Here is an 18,311-nt window from a genome sequence, read left to right on the forward strand (position 1 = left end):
ACGTAACAAACTCTATTCAAGATAGAGCTATTGTTTAGTAAAAAATGCTAACCGTCTGTTTTCAAATGGCATAGCAGTAACACATAAAATTAACTTGACATCAAAAAAATAACACTAGCTATTACAAAATGGGATGTCAGTGCAGTAAGTTTAACTTTACCCTGTGACCCTGACCCCGAATATGATCCAGTCGTAATCAGGAATAACCGGCTTCATGTTGGCTGCATATTCTGCCAACCTGCAGACTTCTCAGCGAATTCGGATGGCGTCATCCAGCCCAGTGCAGGATGGGGACGCCTCTGATTATAGTGTATGCGCCAGGCCTCGATTTTGCACCGTGCATCCTCCAGAGACATGAACCAGTACTCGTTCAAACATTCCTGGCGCAGCCGGCCATTGAACGACTCCACTGTGGCATTGTCCGTCGGTGTTCCTGGCCGGGAAAAGTCTATACGGATCCCCCGTTTATACACCCACTTGTCCAGCATTTTCCCTGCAAATTCAGAGCCGTTATCGGTTTTCAGCAACTGTGGTAAGGGGCGTCTGAGCGCAATGGTGTTCAGCATCTCTGCGACCTCCGTTGAGCGCAGATACTGGCCCACGCAGATCCCCAGACATTCCGCGTGTGTAGAGATCAATGACTGTCAGCAGACGTAACCGACGCCCGGCAAATAAGGCGTCAGAGACAAAACCCATGCCCCAGACATGGTTCGGATACAGCCCCTGTGGCTGGGGCTGTCGCCGCTGTGCCGATTTATTGCGATGGGGACGTTTGAGGCCCTGCTCGCTGTAGAGTCGGTGAATGCGTTTATGGTTATCCCGCTAGCCCTCCCGCCTGAGCATGACGTGAACCCTGCGGTAGCCATAGTGGGCCGGGTTTCGGTGATCTCGCGGATACGGAGGCGCAGCGCACTGCCGTCTGCTGCCACAGAACGGTAGCGGAACGAACTGCGGCTGATCCATAGCGCAAAACAGACCTGCCTCTCACTGGCACCGTAGCGGGTCTGTAAGTTCCTGACCCACTCGCGCAGGCGTGCCAGCGTCAGCTCTTTTTTGCCAGCACGTTCTGCAGCATGGCCTTGTCGAGGCTCAGATCGGCAACCAGCTTCTTCAGGCGAAGGTTTTCCTCTTCGAGCTGCCGCATATGTTTCAGTTCTGAAGGAGAAATCCCGCCGTACTTTTTGCGCCAGGTGTAGAACGTGGCGTCGGAAATGCCCAGCTTGCGGCAGACTTCCGGCACGGGCGTACCCAACTCAGCCTGCCTCAGGGCAAAGACAATCTACTCTTCGATGAATCGTGACTTTTTCATCGGCACCACCTCCGTTCAGGGAGTGTAGATCATGCCGACATTCTGTTTCTGAATGGTGCAGAATTTCTGGTCAGGGTCATCATGAAGACATTACTAACATCGCGGTGTGTTAATCAATGAGGAGCAGATCACTGTAGCGATTCAACCCATTTAAAAACTATCAATATAATCTGCCCAAATCTGCAGCCACTTTTTACACTCTGCATCATACTTGTAGAGGTTATAAATTCCTTCCACACCGCCTTTTGTATGCCCCAGAATAGCCTCAGCCACTTCGTTAGGACATTGAAGCCGTGACAACCCTGTACGGACAGTCCGCCGTAAATCATGCGGTGTCCAGCTCGGTATATCTAACATCTGGCCAGATTCACGTAAGCGCCACGCATTCTCTGTCAGATACTTTTGCTGGATTGGTCGTCTTGTTCGTGTAGACGGAAATAGGTAGGTATCCGAGTTGAGGCGGAGCACTTTAAGAAAGTCTACGGCCTGAGTGGATAACTGGACATAACGCTCAACACCCGTTTTAGTCTCGCGCAGGTGTATCGTACCCTTCTCCAGATCAACATCCTTCCACGCCATGTTACAGACCTCACCGGTGCGGCAACCTGTCCACAAGGTCAGACGAAGCACGTTTTTGATGGTCGTTGAAAAAGCAGAACCCGGCAGCCACTGGAGAAACTTTTTCAGCTCAGCTTCACTAAGAACTCGAGTCCCGCGATTATTAGTAAGCTTGATTCGAGTTTGACGCAGGCTGGATTTTGCCAACAGCGCGGGATTAGCAAAGCTGGCATCAAAACGCCCCAGACCAATAGCGAACTCATAGGCCAATGAGAGCTCCCGTAGAACGTTACCGGCTTGCACTTTTGCTCCTCTGGCGACAATGCCATTGATTAGCGTAATCACGTCGTTGCGTGTTATTTCAGCGGCATTTCGATCACCCAATTTATCTACCGCATCGGCATACAGTGTTCTGCGCACTTCATCCTGGCCTTTCTTCTTCCGGGCTCCCGGAATGATTTTGCCATCCTTAGTTTTGCGGTCCTCAATGCGCTCAGTCAGGTAGAGCTCAACTAATCCCTGCACAGTTAATTCAGGTACTTTGGCCTGTTCAGCTTCGATTGCACGGAGTTGCTTTTCCTGCTTGAGTTCTGATGCAGGACATCGGCCTTCCTGACGGAGAAGTTTTAACTCGTTGAGTTTAAGTCGTGCAGCGGCGAGAGAAGTCTGCGGAAAGTTGCCAATTTTGACCTGAGCAAGCTTGCCAGTCAGAGGACTTGTGTAACGGTAGAAAAAAGACTTAACACCGGTCGTTCCACAGGAGACACGTAAACCACGATTTTCGCCTATATCAGCTTTATCTTTGTCACCTGGCTTCATCATTTCTATCGCTTTAAACGACAGTGGCTTTGCCTCTTGTTTTCCTGCCATAAAGACTCCGTTATCATGCTCCCTACGCATTTATGAAACGAAATGTAGGTTGTGCTGTATGTAGCCATATTTTACCAGGCTATAGGTTGGCAAGCTACACTTTAACCTACATTTAAATGTAGGATTTCATGAGATCCAATGAGACAAAGTGAAACTCAATGAGAACAACAAATATCACTAACTCATTAAAATTTAAGAAAATGGACATCATAAACTGATGAGTACACTAGAGAATTTCGACGCCCACACGCCAATGATGCAGCAGTATCTGAAACTGAAAGCACAGCACCCGGATATTCTGCTGTTCTACCGTATGGGCGACTTCTACGAGCTGTTTTACGACGACGCCAAACGCGCCTCGCAACTGATGGACATTTCACTGACCAAACGCGGTGCGTCTGCCGGTGAGCCGATTCCGATGGCGGGTGTGCCGCATCATGCGGTGGAAAACTATCTGGCGAAGCTGGTGAGCTTGGGTGAATCGGTGGCGATTTGCGAGCAGATCGGTGATCCCGCCACCAGCAAAGGGCCGGTGGAACGCAAAGTGGTGCGCATTGTCACACCTGGCACCATCAGCGATGAAGCGCTGTTGCAGGAGCGCCAGGACAACCTGCTCGCCGCCGTCTGGCAGGACAGCAAAGGCTTTGGCTATGCGACGCTGGATATCAGTTCCGGACGTTTTCGCGTTAGCGAACCAGCGGATCGCGACACCATGGCCGCCGAACTGCAACGCACCAATCCGGCGGAATTGCTCTATGCGGAAGATTTCGCGGAAACCGCGTTGATTGAAGGACGTCGTGGTTTGCGCCGCCGCCCGCTGTGGGAGTTCGAAATCGACACCGCGCGCCAGCAATTAAATATGCAGTTCGGCACGCGGGACCTGGTCGGTTTTGGCGTCGAGAACGCACCGCGCGGTCTGTGCGCCGCCGGTTGCCTGCTGCAATATGTGAAAGACACGCAGCGTACCGCCCTGCCGCATATTCGCTCCATCACCATGGAGCGCCAGCAGGACACCATCATTATGGATGCCGCGACGCGCCGAAATCTGGAGATAACCCAGAACCTGGCGGGCGGTGTCGAGAACACGCTGGCCTCGGTGCTCGACTGCACCGTTACGCCGATGGGCAGCCGTATGCTCAAACGCTGGCTACATATGCCGGTGCGCGATACGAAAGTGCTGACCGAGCGCCAGCAAACCATCAGCGCGTTGCAGGAACACACCAGTGAGCTGCAACCGGTGCTGCGTCAGGTGGGCGATCTGGAACGTATTCTGGCGCGTCTGGCGCTGCGCACTGCCCGTCCACGCGATCTGGCGCGCATGCGTTACGCTTTTCAGCAATTACCGGAACTGCGCAGCCAACTGGCGGATATCGACAGCGCACCGGTACAGGCGCTGCGTGAAAAAATGGGCGAATTTGTCGAGTTACGCGAACTGCTGGAGCGCGCCATCATTGAAGCGCCACCGGTGCTGGTGCGCGATGGCGGCGTGATTGCGCCGGGCTATAACGCCGAGCTGGATGAGTGGCGCGGGCTGGCAGATGGCGCGACCGATTATCTCGACCGCCTCGAGATCCGCGAACGTGAGCGGCTGGGGCTGGATACGCTGAAAGTGGGGTATAACGCGGTGCACGGCTATTTCATTCAGATCAGCCGTGGGCAGAGTCACCTGGCACCGATTCACTATGTGCGCCGTCAGACCCTGAAAAACGCTGAGCGCTACATTATTCCGGAACTGAAAGAGTACGAAGACAAAGTTCTGACCTCCAAAGGCAAAGCGCTGGCGCTGGAAAAACAGCTCTATGAAGAGCTGTTTGATCTGCTGATGCCGCATCTGGCGGATTTGCAGCAGAGCGCCGCCGCGCTGGCCGAGCTGGATGTGCTGGTCAACCTGGCGGAGCGTGCTTATACCCTCAATTACTGCTGCCCGACCTTCAGCGAAAAACCGGGCATTCGCATTAGCGAAGGCCGCCATCCGGTGGTGGAGCAAGTACTGAAAGAGCCGTTTATCGCCAACCCTCTGAACCTGTCACCGCAGCGCCGGATGTTGATCATTACCGGCCCGAATATGGGCGGTAAAAGTACTTATATGCGCCAGACCGCGCTGATTGTTTTGCTGGCCTATATCGGCAGCTTTGTTCCGGCACAAAAGGTGGAGATCGGGCCAATCGATCGCATCTTTACCCGCGTCGGCGCGGCGGATGATCTGGCCAGCGGGCGTTCCACGTTTATGGTGGAGATGACCGAAACCGCTAACATCCTGCATAACGCCACGGAAAACAGCCTGGTGCTGATGGACGAAATTGGCCGCGGGACATCAACGTACGATGGCCTGTCGCTGGCGTGGGCGTGTGCGGAAAATCTGGCGAATAAGATCAAAGCGCTGACGCTGTTTGCCACCCACTATTTCGAGCTGACGCAACTGCCGGAAAAAATGGAAGGCGTGGCGAATGTGCATCTCGATGCGCTGGAGCACGGCGATACCATCGCCTTTATGCACAGCGTGCAGGATGGCGCTGCCAGTAAGAGCTACGGCCTGGCGGTCGCCGCGCTGGCGGGGGTGCCCAAAGAGGTGATCAAGCGCGCGCGCGGTAAATTGCGCGAGCTGGAAAGCCTGTCGCCGAGCGCGGCAGCCACGCAGATCGACGGCACGCAAATGTCGCTGCTGGCGGCACCGGAAGAGACAAATCCGGCGGTTGAAGCGCTGGAAAACCTCGATCCGGACAGCTTAACGCCGCGCCAGGCGCTGGAATGGATCTACCGTCTGAAAAACCTGCTGTAACCCCTCTTCCCTCTCCCGCCCGGAGAGGGATTTTCCCTTATTCGCCAGCCACGCCGACATCTCCGGTTCAGTATCAAACCTTAGCTGTGTCATGCAAAACACGCTTGTGCAACGGCGCAGCGGTTCGCGATGACCATGCATTCAGCCGCCTTTTGTCGGTAATCACTCGCCTGGATGGCCATAGGATGTCTCGCACTTTATTAACGGTGCCGGTCCGTTTTCCGCCCAGCCTCTGGATGCCACTTTTTCAGGTCGTTTAAGTGTGCCTGATGAGCTAAAAAGCCGGGGCAGCACTAAGCGAGACGAGCACGCAAAAAATCCACAAACGCGCGGACTTTGGCCGGCTGATGCTGCGCATCCGCGTACACGGCATAAACCCCCTGCTGCGCGAAGCGGTATTCCGGCAACAGATGAACAAGCCGGTGACTGTCCAGCGCCGTTTGCACCAGCCATAGCGGTAACAACGCCACACCGCAACCGGCCAGCGCGAATGCCATTAACGCCTGCGCGCTATCGGCGGATAACCGCGCTGGCGTGGTGATTTCCAGCGTTTCGCTGCGCCCGCTGGCATCGGTAACCTGCCAGCGCAGCGGTGCGTTTAAGCGCTCATGAATGATCCACTCCGCCTGCGCCAGCGATTGCAGCGAGGTCACAGGATGGGCGCGCAGCCATTCGGGCGTCGCCACTGGCACAATCGCGAAGCGTGAAATCAGCGCGGCGTGATAGCGCGAATCCGCCAGCGATCCTAAGCGGATCGCCACATCAAAACGTTCTGAAATCAAATCATTGTGCTGAGACGAGGCCACATGGCGGATGCGTAAACCGGGATGATCCTGACCGAACGCCGCCAGTGCCGGAACCACAACCTGTGCGCCATACTCCGGCGTGCTGGTGATCCGCAGCTCACCGCATAAACCTACGTGGCTTGCCCGGACGTCATCTTGCAAGGACTCTGCGGCATTGAGCAATTCAACGCCGCGCTGATAAAACACACGCCCCGCATCGGTTAGTGTTAGCCGTCGCGTTGAGCGCAGCAGCAAGGTTACGCCGAGCTCATTTTCAAGCTGGTGGATATTAAAGCTGACCACCGCTTTGGTTTGCCCAAGTGCAACGGCAGCCGCGGTGAAACTGCCAGTATCGACCACGGCAACAAAGATAGCCATACGCGATAAATTGAGCATCGGGGTTCCGTCATTGTAAAAATAATTTTGACAGTATATCGCCCGGCGCGCCGTTTATCCCGCCCTATGGCCCCGCTACATTACGCCTCCACACAGGAGGGCAGAAAATGGTGTATCGCAACAGGGTCGCGGTGGTTTATCTGCTGGGCTTTTTTCTCGACTTAATCAACATGTTTATTGCCAGCGTAGCGTTTCCGGCGATGGCGGTTAGCCTGCAGGCGTCGGTTTCTGCGCTGGCATGGGTCAGCAACGGCTATATCGCCGGTTTAACGCTGGCAATCCCGTTTAGCGCCCGGCTAACCAGACGTTTTGGAGCTCGACGCGTCTTTATCTTTTCACTGGTTGTATTTAGCGCAGCGGCGATGGCGGCAGGTTGCGCTAACTCCGCTGGTAGCCTGATTTTCTGGCGCGTGCTGCAAGGCACAGGCGGCGGGCTGCTGATCCCGGTGGGGCAAGCGTTAACCTGGCAACAATTTGAGCCTCATGAACGCGCCAAAGTCTCATCCGCCGTGATGCTGGTCGCACTACTGGCTCCCGCCTGTTCGCCCGCGATCGGTGGCGTGCTGGTACAGTCTTTTAGCTGGCGCTGGATATTCTTCGCCACGCTACCTGTTGCGCTGCTAACGCTGCTGCTCGCGAGCCTGTGGCTAAAAGACGAGCCTGTGGCAGGCGGGTCGTCGCGCCTGCTGCATTTACCCTTACTGCGCAATTCATTGCTGCGCTTCGCCATGCTGATTTATCGCTGTGTGCCGGGGATGTTCATCGGTGTGAGTGTGGTGGGCATGTTTTATTTGCAGCGCATCGCCGGGATGTCGCCCGCTGTGACCGGCGCATTAATGATCCCGTGGTCGCTGGCGTCTTTCGCCGCGATCTGTTTTAGCGGCCGTTATTTCAACCGCCTTGGCCCGCGACCATTAATCATCACCGGCTGTTTATTGCAGGCTGTCGGGATGCTGATGTTGACGGGCGTTACGCCAGAGACGCCTGTCAGCGTCGTTACCGCAGCATTTACGTTGATGGGCGCGGGTGGGAGTTTGTGCAGCAGCACCGCGCAGAGCAGTGCCTTTTTGACGATTCCCTATCATGAGATGCCCGATGCCAGCGCGCTGTGGAATCTTAACCGGCAACTGAGCTTCTTCCTCGGGACAACCTTGCTGGCGTGCGTGTTGAGCGCATTGCAGCACCTGTTTTCCCCTTTACTGGCCTGGCGCGGCACGTTTATTACCGCTGCCGCCTTTTCCTTGTTACCGCTGGTGGCCGCCCTGCGACTGAATAACCAACAAACTCTGCACTATCTGCATCAGGAGAAACCATGAAAGCCTATATTACTGAAATTATTGACGCGCATATCGCCATCGAAAACTGGCTCAGCCGGGGTGAAGGTGAGCTGGAGGCATTGATGGCGCGCTTTGCCGAAAACTTTTCCATGGTGACACTTTCCGGTGCATCTCTGGACTACGCGGCCCTTGCCGGTTTTTTCCAGGCGCAGCGCGGTAGTCGAGCAGGGCTGAAGATCGTGGTCGATAACATCGAACCGCTGGCGGAGTGGGAGGATGGCGCGGTAATAGGCTACCGGGAAACGCAGGGCGAGCATGTGCGCTGGTCGACAGTGGTGTTTCAATTTCAGCAAGGGCGCGTATTGTGGCGTCATTTGCATGAAACGGCACAGGCAGCGTGACGGTGAATTGAGATCAAAGAAAAAAGGCCGCGTCATCTGCGAGCGGCCTTTTTGTCGTGAAATGGTGCTTATTCGCGGAACAGCGCTTCGATATTCAGCCCTTGCGTTTGCAGGATTTCACGCAGACGACGCAGACCTTCAACCTGAATCTGGCGAACACGTTCACGAGTGAGACCAATTTCGCGGCCCACATCTTCCAGTGTTGCAGCTTCATAACCAAGCAGACCGAAACGACGCGCCAGCACTTCACGCTGTTTGGCGTTCAGTTCGAACAGCCATTTAACGATGCTTTGTTTCATATCATCGTCTTGCGTGGTGTCTTCCGGACCGTTGTCTTTCTCATCGGCCAGGATATCCAGCAGCGCTTTTTCAGAATCACCGCCCAGCGGCGTATCAACTGAGGTAATGCGCTCGTTGAGACGCAGCATACGGCTGACATCATCAACAGGTTTATCCAGCTGTTCGGCAATCTCTTCCGCGCTCGGCTCGTGGTCCAGTTTATGGGACAACTCGCGAGCAGTACGCAGATAGACGTTCAGCTCTTTAACAATGTGGATTGGCAGACGAATCGTACGGGTTTGATTCATGATTGCCCGTTCAATGGTCTGACGGATCCACCAGGTGGCATACGTTGAGAAACGGAACCCACGTTCAGGGTCAAATTTCTCAACGGCGCGGATCAGCCCCAGGTTACCCTCTTCAATCAGATCCAACAGCGCCAGACCACGATTGCTATAACGACGGGCAATTTTCACCACCAGACGCAGGTTACTTTCGATCATGCGACGGCGAGAGGCTACATCACCACGTAGCGCACGGCGTGCGAAATAAACTTCTTCTTCGGCCGTTAAGAGCGGGGAGTACCCAATTTCCCCAAGGTACAGCTGAGTCGCGTCCAAAACACGCTGGGTTGCACCCTGCGACAACAGCTCCTCTTCAGCCAGGTCGTTATCACTGGGTTCCTCTTCTACTAAGGCTTTCTCATCAAAAGCCTCTACTCCGTTCTCATCAAATTCCGCGTCTTCATTTAAATCATGAACTTTCAGCGTATTCTGACTCATAAGGTGGCTCCTACCCGTGATCCCTGGGCAAAGCACCTGAAGACTACTCATTTTGCCGGCTGCAGCGGCATCTGCGCACGCTGCAACGACTCAAATGGGGAGCACTTCATTCACTTTGCACCGATTTATCGCTGCGGCAAATAACGCAGCGGGTTTACGGATTTCCCCTTGTAACGAATTTCAAAATGCAAGCGTGTAGAACTGGTTCCGGTGCTACCCATGGTAGCGATTTTCTGCCCCGCCTTAACTTCTTGTTGTTCCCGGACCAGCATTGTGTCGTTATGGGCGTAGGCACTCAGGTAATCATCGTTATGTTTTATGATGATCAAATTACCGTAACCGCGCAGTGCGTTACCGGCATATACAACGCGCCCATCTGCGGTCGCGACGATAGCCTGCCCTTTACTGCCCGCAATATCGACGCCTTTGTTGCCACCTTCGGTCGCAGAGAAGTTGTCGATAACGTTGCCATCAGTCGGCCAGCGCCATGAAGCAATTGGCGAGCTGGTTGAGGTACTGCTGGCAGTCGGTTCGGTTGAGCTTACAGAAGGAGCCGTAACAGGCGCTGTGACGATAGTCGCAGGCTTATTGTTCGGCAACATTTTGTTAGCACTTTGTTCACCTGAATCTTCAGAATACGTAATTGTCGGTTTCGAAGCAACCACTACGGTTGAATTTTGTGCAGGTTTTGAGACGATTCCTTGCGCAGAAGCATCAGCCTGAGTTATGGCGTTACCACCAGTGATTGGCGTACCGGATGCATTGCCAACCTGCAATGTTTGTCCGACTTCCAGACTATACGGCGCGGCAACGTGATTACGCTGCGCGAGGTCACGGAAATCGTTCCCGGTGATCCACGCGATATAAAACAGCGTATCACCACGTTTAACGGTGTAGGTGCTGCCACCGGTGTAGCTGCCTTTAGGAATATTGCCATACTGGCGGTTATAGACGATATGGCCGTTCACCGTCTGAACGGGCTGCTGTGCGACGGGCTGGATCTGCGTCGGCTGAACGGCAGGACGCTGTACCGGCTGAATCTGCGGTTGCTGCGCGGACGTGCCAAGTTTTGGCGGCGGCGTGATTAACATACCGGAACTGGAATTATTACTGCTGGCGCTCTTCATGCCGCCAACGGAACTAACCGGGGCCGGAGCATTAGTGGAATTTGAACACCCTGCCAGCCAAAGTGAAACCAGTGATAATGCCGCAACACGGCTTACGGTTAATTTTGGGCTTCCCGCGCTCATTTATCCCCCAACAATATGTAAATTACCAATGACTTAAAGATAACCGTGAACGTTTACGGCAAATGTGCTCACCATACGCTGTTATTGCCTGAAAAACCTAGGAAAACTCTGTTTCTCAGGCCAGTTCGCCTTTCACCAGCGGCACAAAGCGTACGGCTTCAACGGTATCGATAATGAATTCGCTTCCCCGTCGACGAACCCGCTTTAAATGCTGGAGTTCATCGCCCACGGGCAAAACGAGAATACCGCCGTCATCAAGCTGCGACATCAGCGCAGCCGGGATTTCCGGCGGTGCAGCGGTCACGATAATGGCGTCAAACGGCGCACGAGCCTGCCACCCCAGCCAGCCATCACCATGACGCGTAGAAACATTATGTAAATCAAGCTGCTTCAGGCGACGACGCGCCTGCCATTGCAACCCTTTGATGCGTTCAACCGAGCAAACATGATGCACCAGGCGCGCCAGAATCGCGGTCTGATACCCCGAACCGGTGCCAATTTCCAGCACCCGCGAGGCTGGCGTCAGCTCCAGCAGCTCGGTCATTCGCGCCACCATGTAAGGCTGCGAAATGGTTTGCCCTTGGCCAATAGGCAACGCGACGTTATCCCACGCTTTGTGTTCAAACGCCTCGTCAATAAATTTCTCGCGCGGCACTTGTGACAACGCCTCAAGCACCTGCTCGTTTTTGATGCCCTGCGCGCGTAATTGATTGAGAAGATCTTGTACGCGTTTGCTTACCATTGCCTGTTCACCCCGGCACGATCCAACCAACCCGACACCACATCATGCGCGCTGTAAGCGGTTAAATCTACATGTAGCGGCGTCACGGAAACATAGCCTTCATCAACGGCGGCGAAATCAGTATCCGGCCCGGCATCGCATTTCTCACCGGGCGGGCCAATCCAGTACAGCGTGTTACCGCGCGGATCTTGCTGTGGAATCACCTGATCCGCCGGATGGCGGCTACCACAACGCGTAACGCGAATGCCTTTGATCTCATCCAGCGGCAGATCCGGGACGTTAATATTCAAAATACGGCCCGTTCGCAGCGGTTCGCGGCTTAACGCGCGTAAGAGGGAACAGGTGACCGCTGCGGCAGTATCATAATGCGTATGGCCGTTAAGCGACACCGCCAGCGCCGGGAATCCCAGGTGTCTCCCCTCCATCGCAGCGGCAACCGTACCGGAGTAGATAACATCATCGCCAAGGTTCGGCCCGGCATTAATACCAGACACCACCACATCCGGGCGCGGGCGCATCAGCGCATTTACGCCCAGGTAAACGCAATCGGTCGGTGTGCCCATCTGGACGGCGATATCGCCGTTTTCAAACGTAAAAGTACGAAGCGAGGATTCAAGCGTCAGTGAATTAGACGCGCCGCTGCGGTTACGATCGGGAGCGACGACCTGAACGTCGGCAAACTCTCTAAGAGCCTTTGCCAGCGTCTGGATACCCGGCGCGTGGATCCCGTCATCGTTACTCAGCAATATTCGCATAATCACCCGATGTGTTGATAAGTTCCCTGACGACACTGGTGGCAAAGCTGCCCGCCGGAAGCCAGAACCGTAATTCGACGGTGACGTCATCCCACCAGTTCCAGCTCAATTTTTGCGGGTAGAGCAGCATCGCGCGGCGCGCTGCTTCGACTTTCTCCCGCACCAGCAGCGCCTGTAGCTGCGGCGCATCCGCAACCGCCTGTTGTTCAAACGCCAGCGCGTCACGCTGTGTGCCCCACTCACCGCTGCCTGGCAGCGACGCGGTAATCATCAGCGTTTTCGCCTCAACGCGCGTTTGCAGTTCCGCCTGCTCTTCACGGGTTGCAACAAACCAGCTGCCGCGCCCCGCTAATTGTAGCGCATCGCCGTCAACAACTTGATTAAAGTCTGTTTTTTTCAACCGCTCGCTGACGATTTGATTAAACAACGCGCTGCGCGCCGCCGACAACCAAAAACTGCGCTTGTTACGGTCGCGCACCGGCGCATCGCTCTGCGCCCAGCGAAGCGCGCCTTGCAGGTTGCTGCCGCCGATGCCAAAGCGCTGAGCGCCGAAATAATTCGGAACACCTTTCTCCACGATGGCCTGCAAACGCGCGTCAACGTCCGCACGGTCGCTGATTTCGCGCAGTACCAGCGTAAACGCATTGCCCTGCAGCGCACCGAGGCGCAGTTTGCGCTTGTGACGTGCATACTCCAGCACTTTGCAGCCTTCAAGCTGAAAGGCGCTGAGATCGGGCATCGCGTTACCCGGTACGCGGGCACACAGCCACTGCTCAGTGACAGCGTGTTTATCTTTTTGCCCGGCAAAGCTCACTTCACGCGCATGGATTTTAAGGAATTTGGCCAGCGCATCAGCGACAAAACGCGTGTTGCAGCCATTTTTCAGGATGCGCACCAGAATATGCTCGCCTTCGCCATCAGGCTCAAAGCCAAGATCTTCCACCACCACGAAATCTTCCGGATTGGCTTTCAGAACGCCGCTTGCCACCGGTTTGCCGTGCAAAAATGTCAGGTTCTCAAAATCTGTCATTTTGCCGCCTTCACCAGCAACGCCACCGCTTCACAAGCGATACCTTCGCCGCGGCCGGTAAAGCCCAGTTTCTCGGTAGTGGTGGCTTTGACGTTGACATCATCCATATGGCAACCGAGATCTTCAGCGATAAACACGCGCATCTGCGGAATATGCGGCAGCATTTTCGGTGCCTGAGCGATGATGGTGACATCGACATTGCCAAGCGTATAGCCTTTCGCCTGAATGCGCCGCCAGGCTTCACGCAGCAGCTCGCGGCTGTCTGCTCCTTTGAACGCCGGATCGGTGTCCGGGAACAATTTGCCGATATCGCCAAGCGCCGCCGCGCCCAGCAGCGCGTCGGTCAACGCATGCAGCGCCACATCGCCATCAGAGTGAGCCAGCAGGCCTTTTTCGAAGGGAATGCGCACACCGCCAATGATAATCGGGCCAACGCCTCCAAAGGCGTGTACGTCAAAACCGTGTCCAATGCGCATTATGCTTTCTCCTGGAGGTCTGCATGGGTCAAGTAAAATTCTGCAAGTCGTAAATCTTCGGGTCGGGTGACTTTAATATTATCCGCGCGTCCGGCGACCAGCTCCGGGTGAAAACCACAATACTCCAGTGCTGAGGCTTCATCAGTAATGACAGCGCCTTCGTTCAGCGCGCGGGTCAGGCAGTCGTGCAGCAGCGGCAGCGGGAAAAACTGCGGCGTTAGCGCATGCCATAAATCGTTGCGCTCAACAGTGTGAGCAATCGCGGTTTTACCGGGTTCGGCGCGCTTCATGGTGTCACGCACCGGGGCGGCAAGAATTCCGCCCACGCGGCTGGTTTCACTCAGCGCCAGCAGGCGGTTTAAATCATCCTGATGCAGGCAAGGCCGTGCGGCATCGTGCACCAGCACCCACTGCGCGCCCGAGGCGGCCTTCAGGCCCGCCAGCACAGAATCCGCACGCTCTGCGCCACCGTTTACCACGGTGATTTGCGGATGGCTGGCAAGGGGTAATTGCGCGAAACGTTCATCGCCAGGGCTGACCGCGATAATCACGCGACTAACGCGCGGATGGGCGAGCAACGCGGCGACCGCGTGCTCAAGAATGGTTTTATCACCGATGGAGAGATACTGCTTAGGACATTCCGTTTGCATGCGGCGGCCAAATCCGGCGGCCGGCACCACGGCACAGACGTCCGGGATCATTGCTGACATGTCGTGAGTCCGGGATTATTTAAGGTCTGTTCTGCGTATTTTGTGTATTTTGCGTGTTTTGCGCTGAGCCCGACGCGCGCCTGGAGGCGTCCGGCACCAGACGATAAAATGTTTCGCCCGGCTTCGTCATGGTTAATTCGTTGCGAGCGCGTTCCTCAATCGCTTCCTGGCCACCATTGAGATCGTCAATTTCGGCGAAAAGCTGATCGTTACGCGATTTTAATTTGGCGTTTGTCGCCTGCTGTGCCGCCACATCTTCGCTGACGCGGCCGTAATCATGCAGACCATTCTTGCCGAACCACAGCGAATACTGTAGCCAGACCAGCAAAGCCAGCAATAGCAGCGTTAGTTTACCCATCCTGCCCCCTGAAAAACGGCATCATCATCCCATAACTTTTCGTCAGACTCCACTCCAGCCGGGTGATGCCGCACAAGCGCCAGACTTTACCATAAATGTCTGTCGATCCGTAGCCGGACACATTGCCTTAATGAGCGTTACGGTTTGACGTAGGGATTGCGTTACCCCATCAGCCACATAAACAGCACGCCGAACATGGCGATTACCGTCAACAGTGTCGCCACGCTGCTGTAAACCAGCTTGCCATCGAGGAGCGAATGCAGCGCAATGCCGACCACAACGGATACGGGCATCAGGGCGAGAAAAAAAGGCCAGGTGTAGAGAAAGAAAAACAGCGTATTGGAGCCGTAAATCATGAACGGGATGCCGAGCGCCAGCAGCCATGCGACAAAGCCCACAACCGCTCCAGGGAACGACCATGTTGTGGCTTCATCGGTGGTGGTCGTCATCGACTGCGACCGTGGAATGGTGATGTTCTGACTGTTGCGCATATCTGATCCTGTTGCCTGTACGACCGGTAACGGAAATACACACCCTCGTTCAGGCGGCGCCAACATTAACGCCGGGAAACCTGAAGATGGCGTGTATCGCCAGTACCGTCTCAGGATCTGATAATATCGCCCTGCCGGAGGAGGTCTAATAATTGGCTGACCAAATTTGTTACCAATTGTTCGCCGTCCAGATGCACTTCCGGCGATTGCGGCGCTTCGTATACCGAATCAATGCCGGTGAAGTTGCGAAGTTCACCCGCACGCGCTTTCTTATACAATCCCTTAGGATCGCGCGCTTCGCAGATCTCCAGCGGCGTATCAACAAACACCTCGATAAAGCGCCCTGCTCCCAGGCGCTCGCGCACCATTTGCCGCTCGGCGCGGTGCGGCGAAATAAAGGCGGTGAGCACGACCAGACCGGCTTCAACCATCAATTTAGCCACTTCGCCCACGCGGCGGATATTCTCTTTACGATCGGCGTCGCTAAAGCCTAAATCGCTGCACAGCCCGTGGCGCACATTGTCGCCATCCAGCAAATAGGTGCTGACACCCGCGCGGTGCAGCGCCTCTTCCAGCGCCCCCGCGACGGTCGATTTCCCCGAACCGGAAAGGCCGGTAAACCACAGCACAACCCCACGGTGACCGTGAAGTTGCTCACGCGCATCAGGCGTCACCGGATGCGCGTGCCAGACGACGTTTTCGTCATGCTGCGCCATTACTTGCCCCCCAGCAGATCGCGTGCGCCCCAGTGCGGGAAGTGCTTACGAATAAGCTGATTCAGTTCCAGTTCGAATGCGCTGAACCCGGATGTAGTGGCCTGCTGCTGAATATGAACGTCACGCACCATTCCTGCGCCAACGGTCACGTTACTCAGGCGATCGATAAAGATAATGCCGCCGGTCACCGGGTTCTGCTGATATGCATCCAGCGTCAGCGGCTCGTCAAACGTCAGATCCACCAGCCCAATACCGTTAAGCGGCAGCGTATCCACCTGGCGCTGCGTCAGGTTATTGATGTCCACCTGGTAGTGGATGCCATCCACACGGGCGCGCGTTTTTTTGCCTGCCACTTTGATGTCATAGCTCTGGCCTGGCTGCAACGGCTGTTCCGCCATCCACACCACATCCAGCGATGCGCCCTGCACGGCAGGCAGCGTTTCCTGTGCATCCAGAATCAAGTCGCCACGGCTGATATCGATCTCATCTTTCAGCACCAGCGTGATCGCTTCACCCGCTGCGGCTTCCTGTAAATCACCGTCAAACGTCACGATGCGGGCGATAGTCGATTCGACGCCAGACGGCAGCACTTTGATGCGCTGACCAACTTTCACCACACCAGAGGCGAGCGTGCCGGAGAAACCACGGAAATCGAGGTTCGGGCGGTTAACGTACTGCACCGGGAAGCGCATCGGTTGCGTATCCACCACGCGCTGGATTTCAACAGTTTCCAGCATTTCCAGCAGCGTCGGGCCGCTGTACCACGGCATTTTCCCGCTCTGGCTGGCAACGTTATCTCCTTCGAGCGCCGACAGCGGCACAAAGCGGATATCGAGGTTGCCCGGCAGTTGCCCGGCAAAAGTCAGGTAATCCTGACGAATGTTGTCGAACGTCTCTTCGCTGAAGTCTACCAGGTCCATTTTATTGACGGCCACGACCAGGTGTTTAATGCCAAGCAGCGTGGAGATGAAGCTGTGGCGGCGGGTTTGATCCAGCACGCCTTTGCGCGCATCGATCAGCAAAATCGCCAGATCGCAGGTCGACGCGCCGGTCGCCATATTTCGGGTGTACTGCTCATGCCCTGGCGTGTCGGCAATGATAAATTTGCGTTTTTCGGTAGAGAAATAGCGATACGCCACATCAATGGTAATGCCCTGTTCGCGCTCCGCTTGCAGGCCATCAACCAGCAGCGCAAGGTCGAGCTTTTCGCCCTGGGTGCCGTGCCGTTTGCTGTCGTTGTGCAGCGTGGAGAGCTGATCTTCGTAGATCTGGCGGGTATCATGCAGCAGTCGGCCAATCAGCGTACTTTTGCCGTCATCAACGCTGCCGCAGGTTAAAAAGCGCAGCAGGCTTTTGTGCTGCTGGGCATGCAGATACGCTTCGACGCCGCCTTCATTGGCAATCTGTTGTGCAATCGTGGTGTTCATGGCGGCTCCTTAGAAGTATCCCTGACGTTTTTTCAGCTCCATGGAGCCGGCCTGGTCGCGGTCAATTACGCGCCCCTGACGTTCACTGGTCGTTGAAACCAGCATCTCTTCGATAATCTCCGGCAGCGTTTGCGCGTTTGATTCCACCGCGCCGGTCAGCGGCCAGCAGCCAAGCGTACGGAAACGCACCATCCGTTTTTCGATCACTTCACCCGGCTGCAGATCGATACGGTCATCGTCGATCATCATCAGCATGCCGTCGCGCTCAAGCACCGGGCGTTCCGCCGCCAGGTACAACGGAACGATGTCGATATTTTCCAGGAAGATATACTGCCAGATATCCAGCTCGGTCCAGTTAGAGAGCGGGAACACGCGAATACTTTCGCCTTTGTTGATCTGGCCGTTGTAGTTGTGCCACAGCTCCGGGCGCTGGTTTTTCGGATCCCAGCGGTGGAAGCGATCGCGGAAGGAGTAAATGCGCTCTTTGGCACGCGATTTCTCTTCGTCACGCCGCGCGCCGCCAAATGCCGCATCAAAACCGTACTTGTTCAGCGCCTGCTTCAACCCTTCGGTTTTCATGATATCAGTGTGTTTGGCGCTGCCGTGTACGAACGGGTTAATGCCCATCGCCACCCCTTCCGGGTTTTTATGCACCAGCAACTCACAGCCATAGGCCTTTGCGGTACGGTCACGGAATTCGTACATCTCACGGAATTTCCAGCCGGTATCCACGTGCAGCAGCGGAAACGGCAGCGTACCTGGGTAGAAGGCTTTGCGTGCCAGATGCAGCATCACGCTGGAATCTTTGCCGATGGAGTACATCATCACCGGGTTGGAAAATTCGGCGGCCACTTCGCGGATAATATGGATGCTTTCCGCCTCCAGTTGTCGCAGGTGAGTGAGTCGTTTTTGATCCATAA

Annotated in this window: 17 protein-coding genes and 1 pseudogene; 3 read left to right on the forward strand and 15 right to left on the reverse strand. The window is 55.4% G+C overall.

The genetic code is table 11. From position 1 onward, the window contains the following. Nucleotides 1-212: 212 nt before the first annotated feature. Together AAIG26_RS13645 and AAIG26_RS13650 are read right to left on the reverse strand one after the other, a co-directional pair. Nucleotides 213-1,279: pseudogene (locus AAIG26_RS13645) on the reverse strand (IS3 family transposase). Nucleotides 1,280-1,459: 180 nt separating this feature from the next. Next, a complete protein-coding gene (locus AAIG26_RS13650) occupies nt 1,460-2,737 on the reverse strand; it encodes a tyrosine-type recombinase/integrase (RefSeq protein ID WP_343180739.1) in 1,278 nt (425 codons plus the stop codon). A gap of 217 nt (nt 2,738-2,954) precedes the next feature. Between AAIG26_RS13650 and mutS the strand changes: the two genes are divergently transcribed. Then, nucleotides 2,955-5,516: a DNA mismatch repair protein MutS gene (gene mutS / locus AAIG26_RS13655; protein WP_343180741.1), complete on the forward strand. Its 2,562-nt coding sequence runs from the start codon at nt 2,955-2,957 to the stop codon at nt 5,514-5,516. 293 nt (nt 5,517-5,809) lie between these two features. Here mutS and AAIG26_RS13660 read toward each other — a convergent pair whose 3' ends face one another. Further along, nucleotides 5,810-6,697 carry a LysR family transcriptional regulator gene (locus tag AAIG26_RS13660; RefSeq protein WP_343180742.1) on the reverse strand — a complete coding sequence of 296 codons (888 nt, stop codon included), beginning with the start codon at nt 6,695-6,697 and terminating at the stop codon, nt 5,810-5,812. A 107-nt stretch (nt 6,698-6,804) separates the two neighbouring features. Here AAIG26_RS13660 and AAIG26_RS13665 point away from each other — a divergent pair, with 107 nt between their 5' ends. Beyond that, nucleotides 6,805-8,013: an MFS transporter gene (locus tag AAIG26_RS13665; RefSeq protein ID WP_343180743.1), complete on the forward strand. Its 1,209-nt coding sequence runs from the start codon at nt 6,805-6,807 to the stop codon at nt 8,011-8,013. Beyond that, nucleotides 8,010-8,375, forward strand: coding sequence for a DUF4440 domain-containing protein (locus tag AAIG26_RS13670; RefSeq protein ID WP_097406187.1), 366 nt, complete (start codon nt 8,010-8,012; stop codon nt 8,373-8,375). The genes AAIG26_RS13665 and AAIG26_RS13670 overlap by 4 nt, the downstream gene beginning before the upstream one ends. A 68-nt stretch (nt 8,376-8,443) precedes the next feature. Here the strand turns inward: AAIG26_RS13670 and rpoS are convergent, their stop codons facing one another. The 12 genes from rpoS to cysD form a co-directional block, all read right to left on the reverse strand. Beyond that, nucleotides 8,444-9,436 (reverse strand): RNA polymerase sigma factor RpoS, encoded by a 993-nt coding sequence (rpoS, locus tag AAIG26_RS13675; protein ID WP_002442472.1) that lies wholly within the window; start codon nt 9,434-9,436, stop codon nt 8,444-8,446. A gap of 125 nt (nt 9,437-9,561) precedes the next feature. Beyond that, the gene (gene nlpD / locus AAIG26_RS13680) at nt 9,562-10,635 is read right to left on the reverse strand and encodes a murein hydrolase activator NlpD (RefSeq protein ID WP_233500430.1); all 1,074 of its coding nucleotides are present in this window, start codon (nt 10,633-10,635) and stop codon (nt 9,562-9,564) included. 166 nt (nt 10,636-10,801) lie between these two features. After that, a complete protein-coding gene (locus AAIG26_RS13685) occupies nt 10,802-11,428 on the reverse strand; it encodes a protein-L-isoaspartate(D-aspartate) O-methyltransferase (RefSeq protein WP_020455026.1) in 627 nt (208 codons plus the stop codon). Next, the gene (gene surE, locus AAIG26_RS13690; protein WP_044489474.1) at nt 11,422-12,183 is read right to left on the reverse strand and encodes a 5'/3'-nucleotidase SurE; all 762 of its coding nucleotides are present in this window, start codon (nt 12,181-12,183) and stop codon (nt 11,422-11,424) included. Before surE ends, AAIG26_RS13685 begins: the two co-directional genes overlap by 7 nt. After that, nucleotides 12,164-13,213 carry a tRNA pseudouridine(13) synthase TruD gene (gene truD, locus AAIG26_RS13695; RefSeq protein WP_343180744.1) on the reverse strand — a complete coding sequence of 350 codons (1,050 nt, stop codon included), beginning with the start codon at nt 13,211-13,213 and terminating at the stop codon, nt 12,164-12,166. Before truD ends, surE begins: the two co-directional genes overlap by 20 nt. Continuing rightward, entirely contained in the window at nt 13,210-13,689 is a 480-nt protein-coding gene (gene ispF / locus AAIG26_RS13700) for a 2-C-methyl-D-erythritol 2,4-cyclodiphosphate synthase (protein ID WP_017457714.1), read from the reverse strand. Before ispF ends, truD begins: the two co-directional genes overlap by 4 nt. Continuing rightward, the gene (ispD, locus tag AAIG26_RS13705; RefSeq protein WP_193821089.1) at nt 13,689-14,399 is read right to left on the reverse strand and encodes a 2-C-methyl-D-erythritol 4-phosphate cytidylyltransferase; all 711 of its coding nucleotides are present in this window, start codon (nt 14,397-14,399) and stop codon (nt 13,689-13,691) included. Before ispD ends, ispF begins: the two co-directional genes overlap by 1 nt. A gap of 19 nt (nt 14,400-14,418) precedes the next feature. Beyond that, nucleotides 14,419-14,757 (reverse strand): cell division protein FtsB, encoded by a 339-nt coding sequence (gene ftsB / locus AAIG26_RS13710; protein WP_313626096.1) that lies wholly within the window; start codon nt 14,755-14,757, stop codon nt 14,419-14,421. A 161-nt stretch (nt 14,758-14,918) separates the two neighbouring features. Then, entirely contained in the window at nt 14,919-15,248 is a 330-nt protein-coding gene (locus tag AAIG26_RS13715) for a DUF3561 family protein (protein WP_020455030.1), read from the reverse strand. 110 nt (nt 15,249-15,358) lie between these two features. Beyond that, nucleotides 15,359-15,964, reverse strand: a complete 606-nt coding sequence (gene cysC / locus AAIG26_RS13720; RefSeq protein WP_020455031.1) for an adenylyl-sulfate kinase — start codon at nt 15,962-15,964, stop codon at nt 15,359-15,361. Beyond that, entirely contained in the window at nt 15,964-17,391 is a 1,428-nt protein-coding gene (gene cysN / locus AAIG26_RS13725) for a sulfate adenylyltransferase subunit CysN (RefSeq protein ID WP_343180745.1), read from the reverse strand. Before cysN ends, cysC begins: the two co-directional genes overlap by 1 nt. Nucleotides 17,392-17,400: 9 nt before the next feature. Continuing rightward, the gene (gene cysD / locus AAIG26_RS13730; protein ID WP_017457708.1) at nt 17,401-18,309 is read right to left on the reverse strand and encodes a sulfate adenylyltransferase subunit CysD; all 909 of its coding nucleotides are present in this window, start codon (nt 18,307-18,309) and stop codon (nt 17,401-17,403) included. Nucleotides 18,310-18,311 lie beyond the last annotated feature (2 nt).

This window comes from Kosakonia sp. PSU_27 (assembly GCF_039409795.1).
In the GTDB taxonomy this organism is placed as follows: Bacteria; Pseudomonadota; Gammaproteobacteria; order Enterobacterales; family Enterobacteriaceae; genus Kosakonia.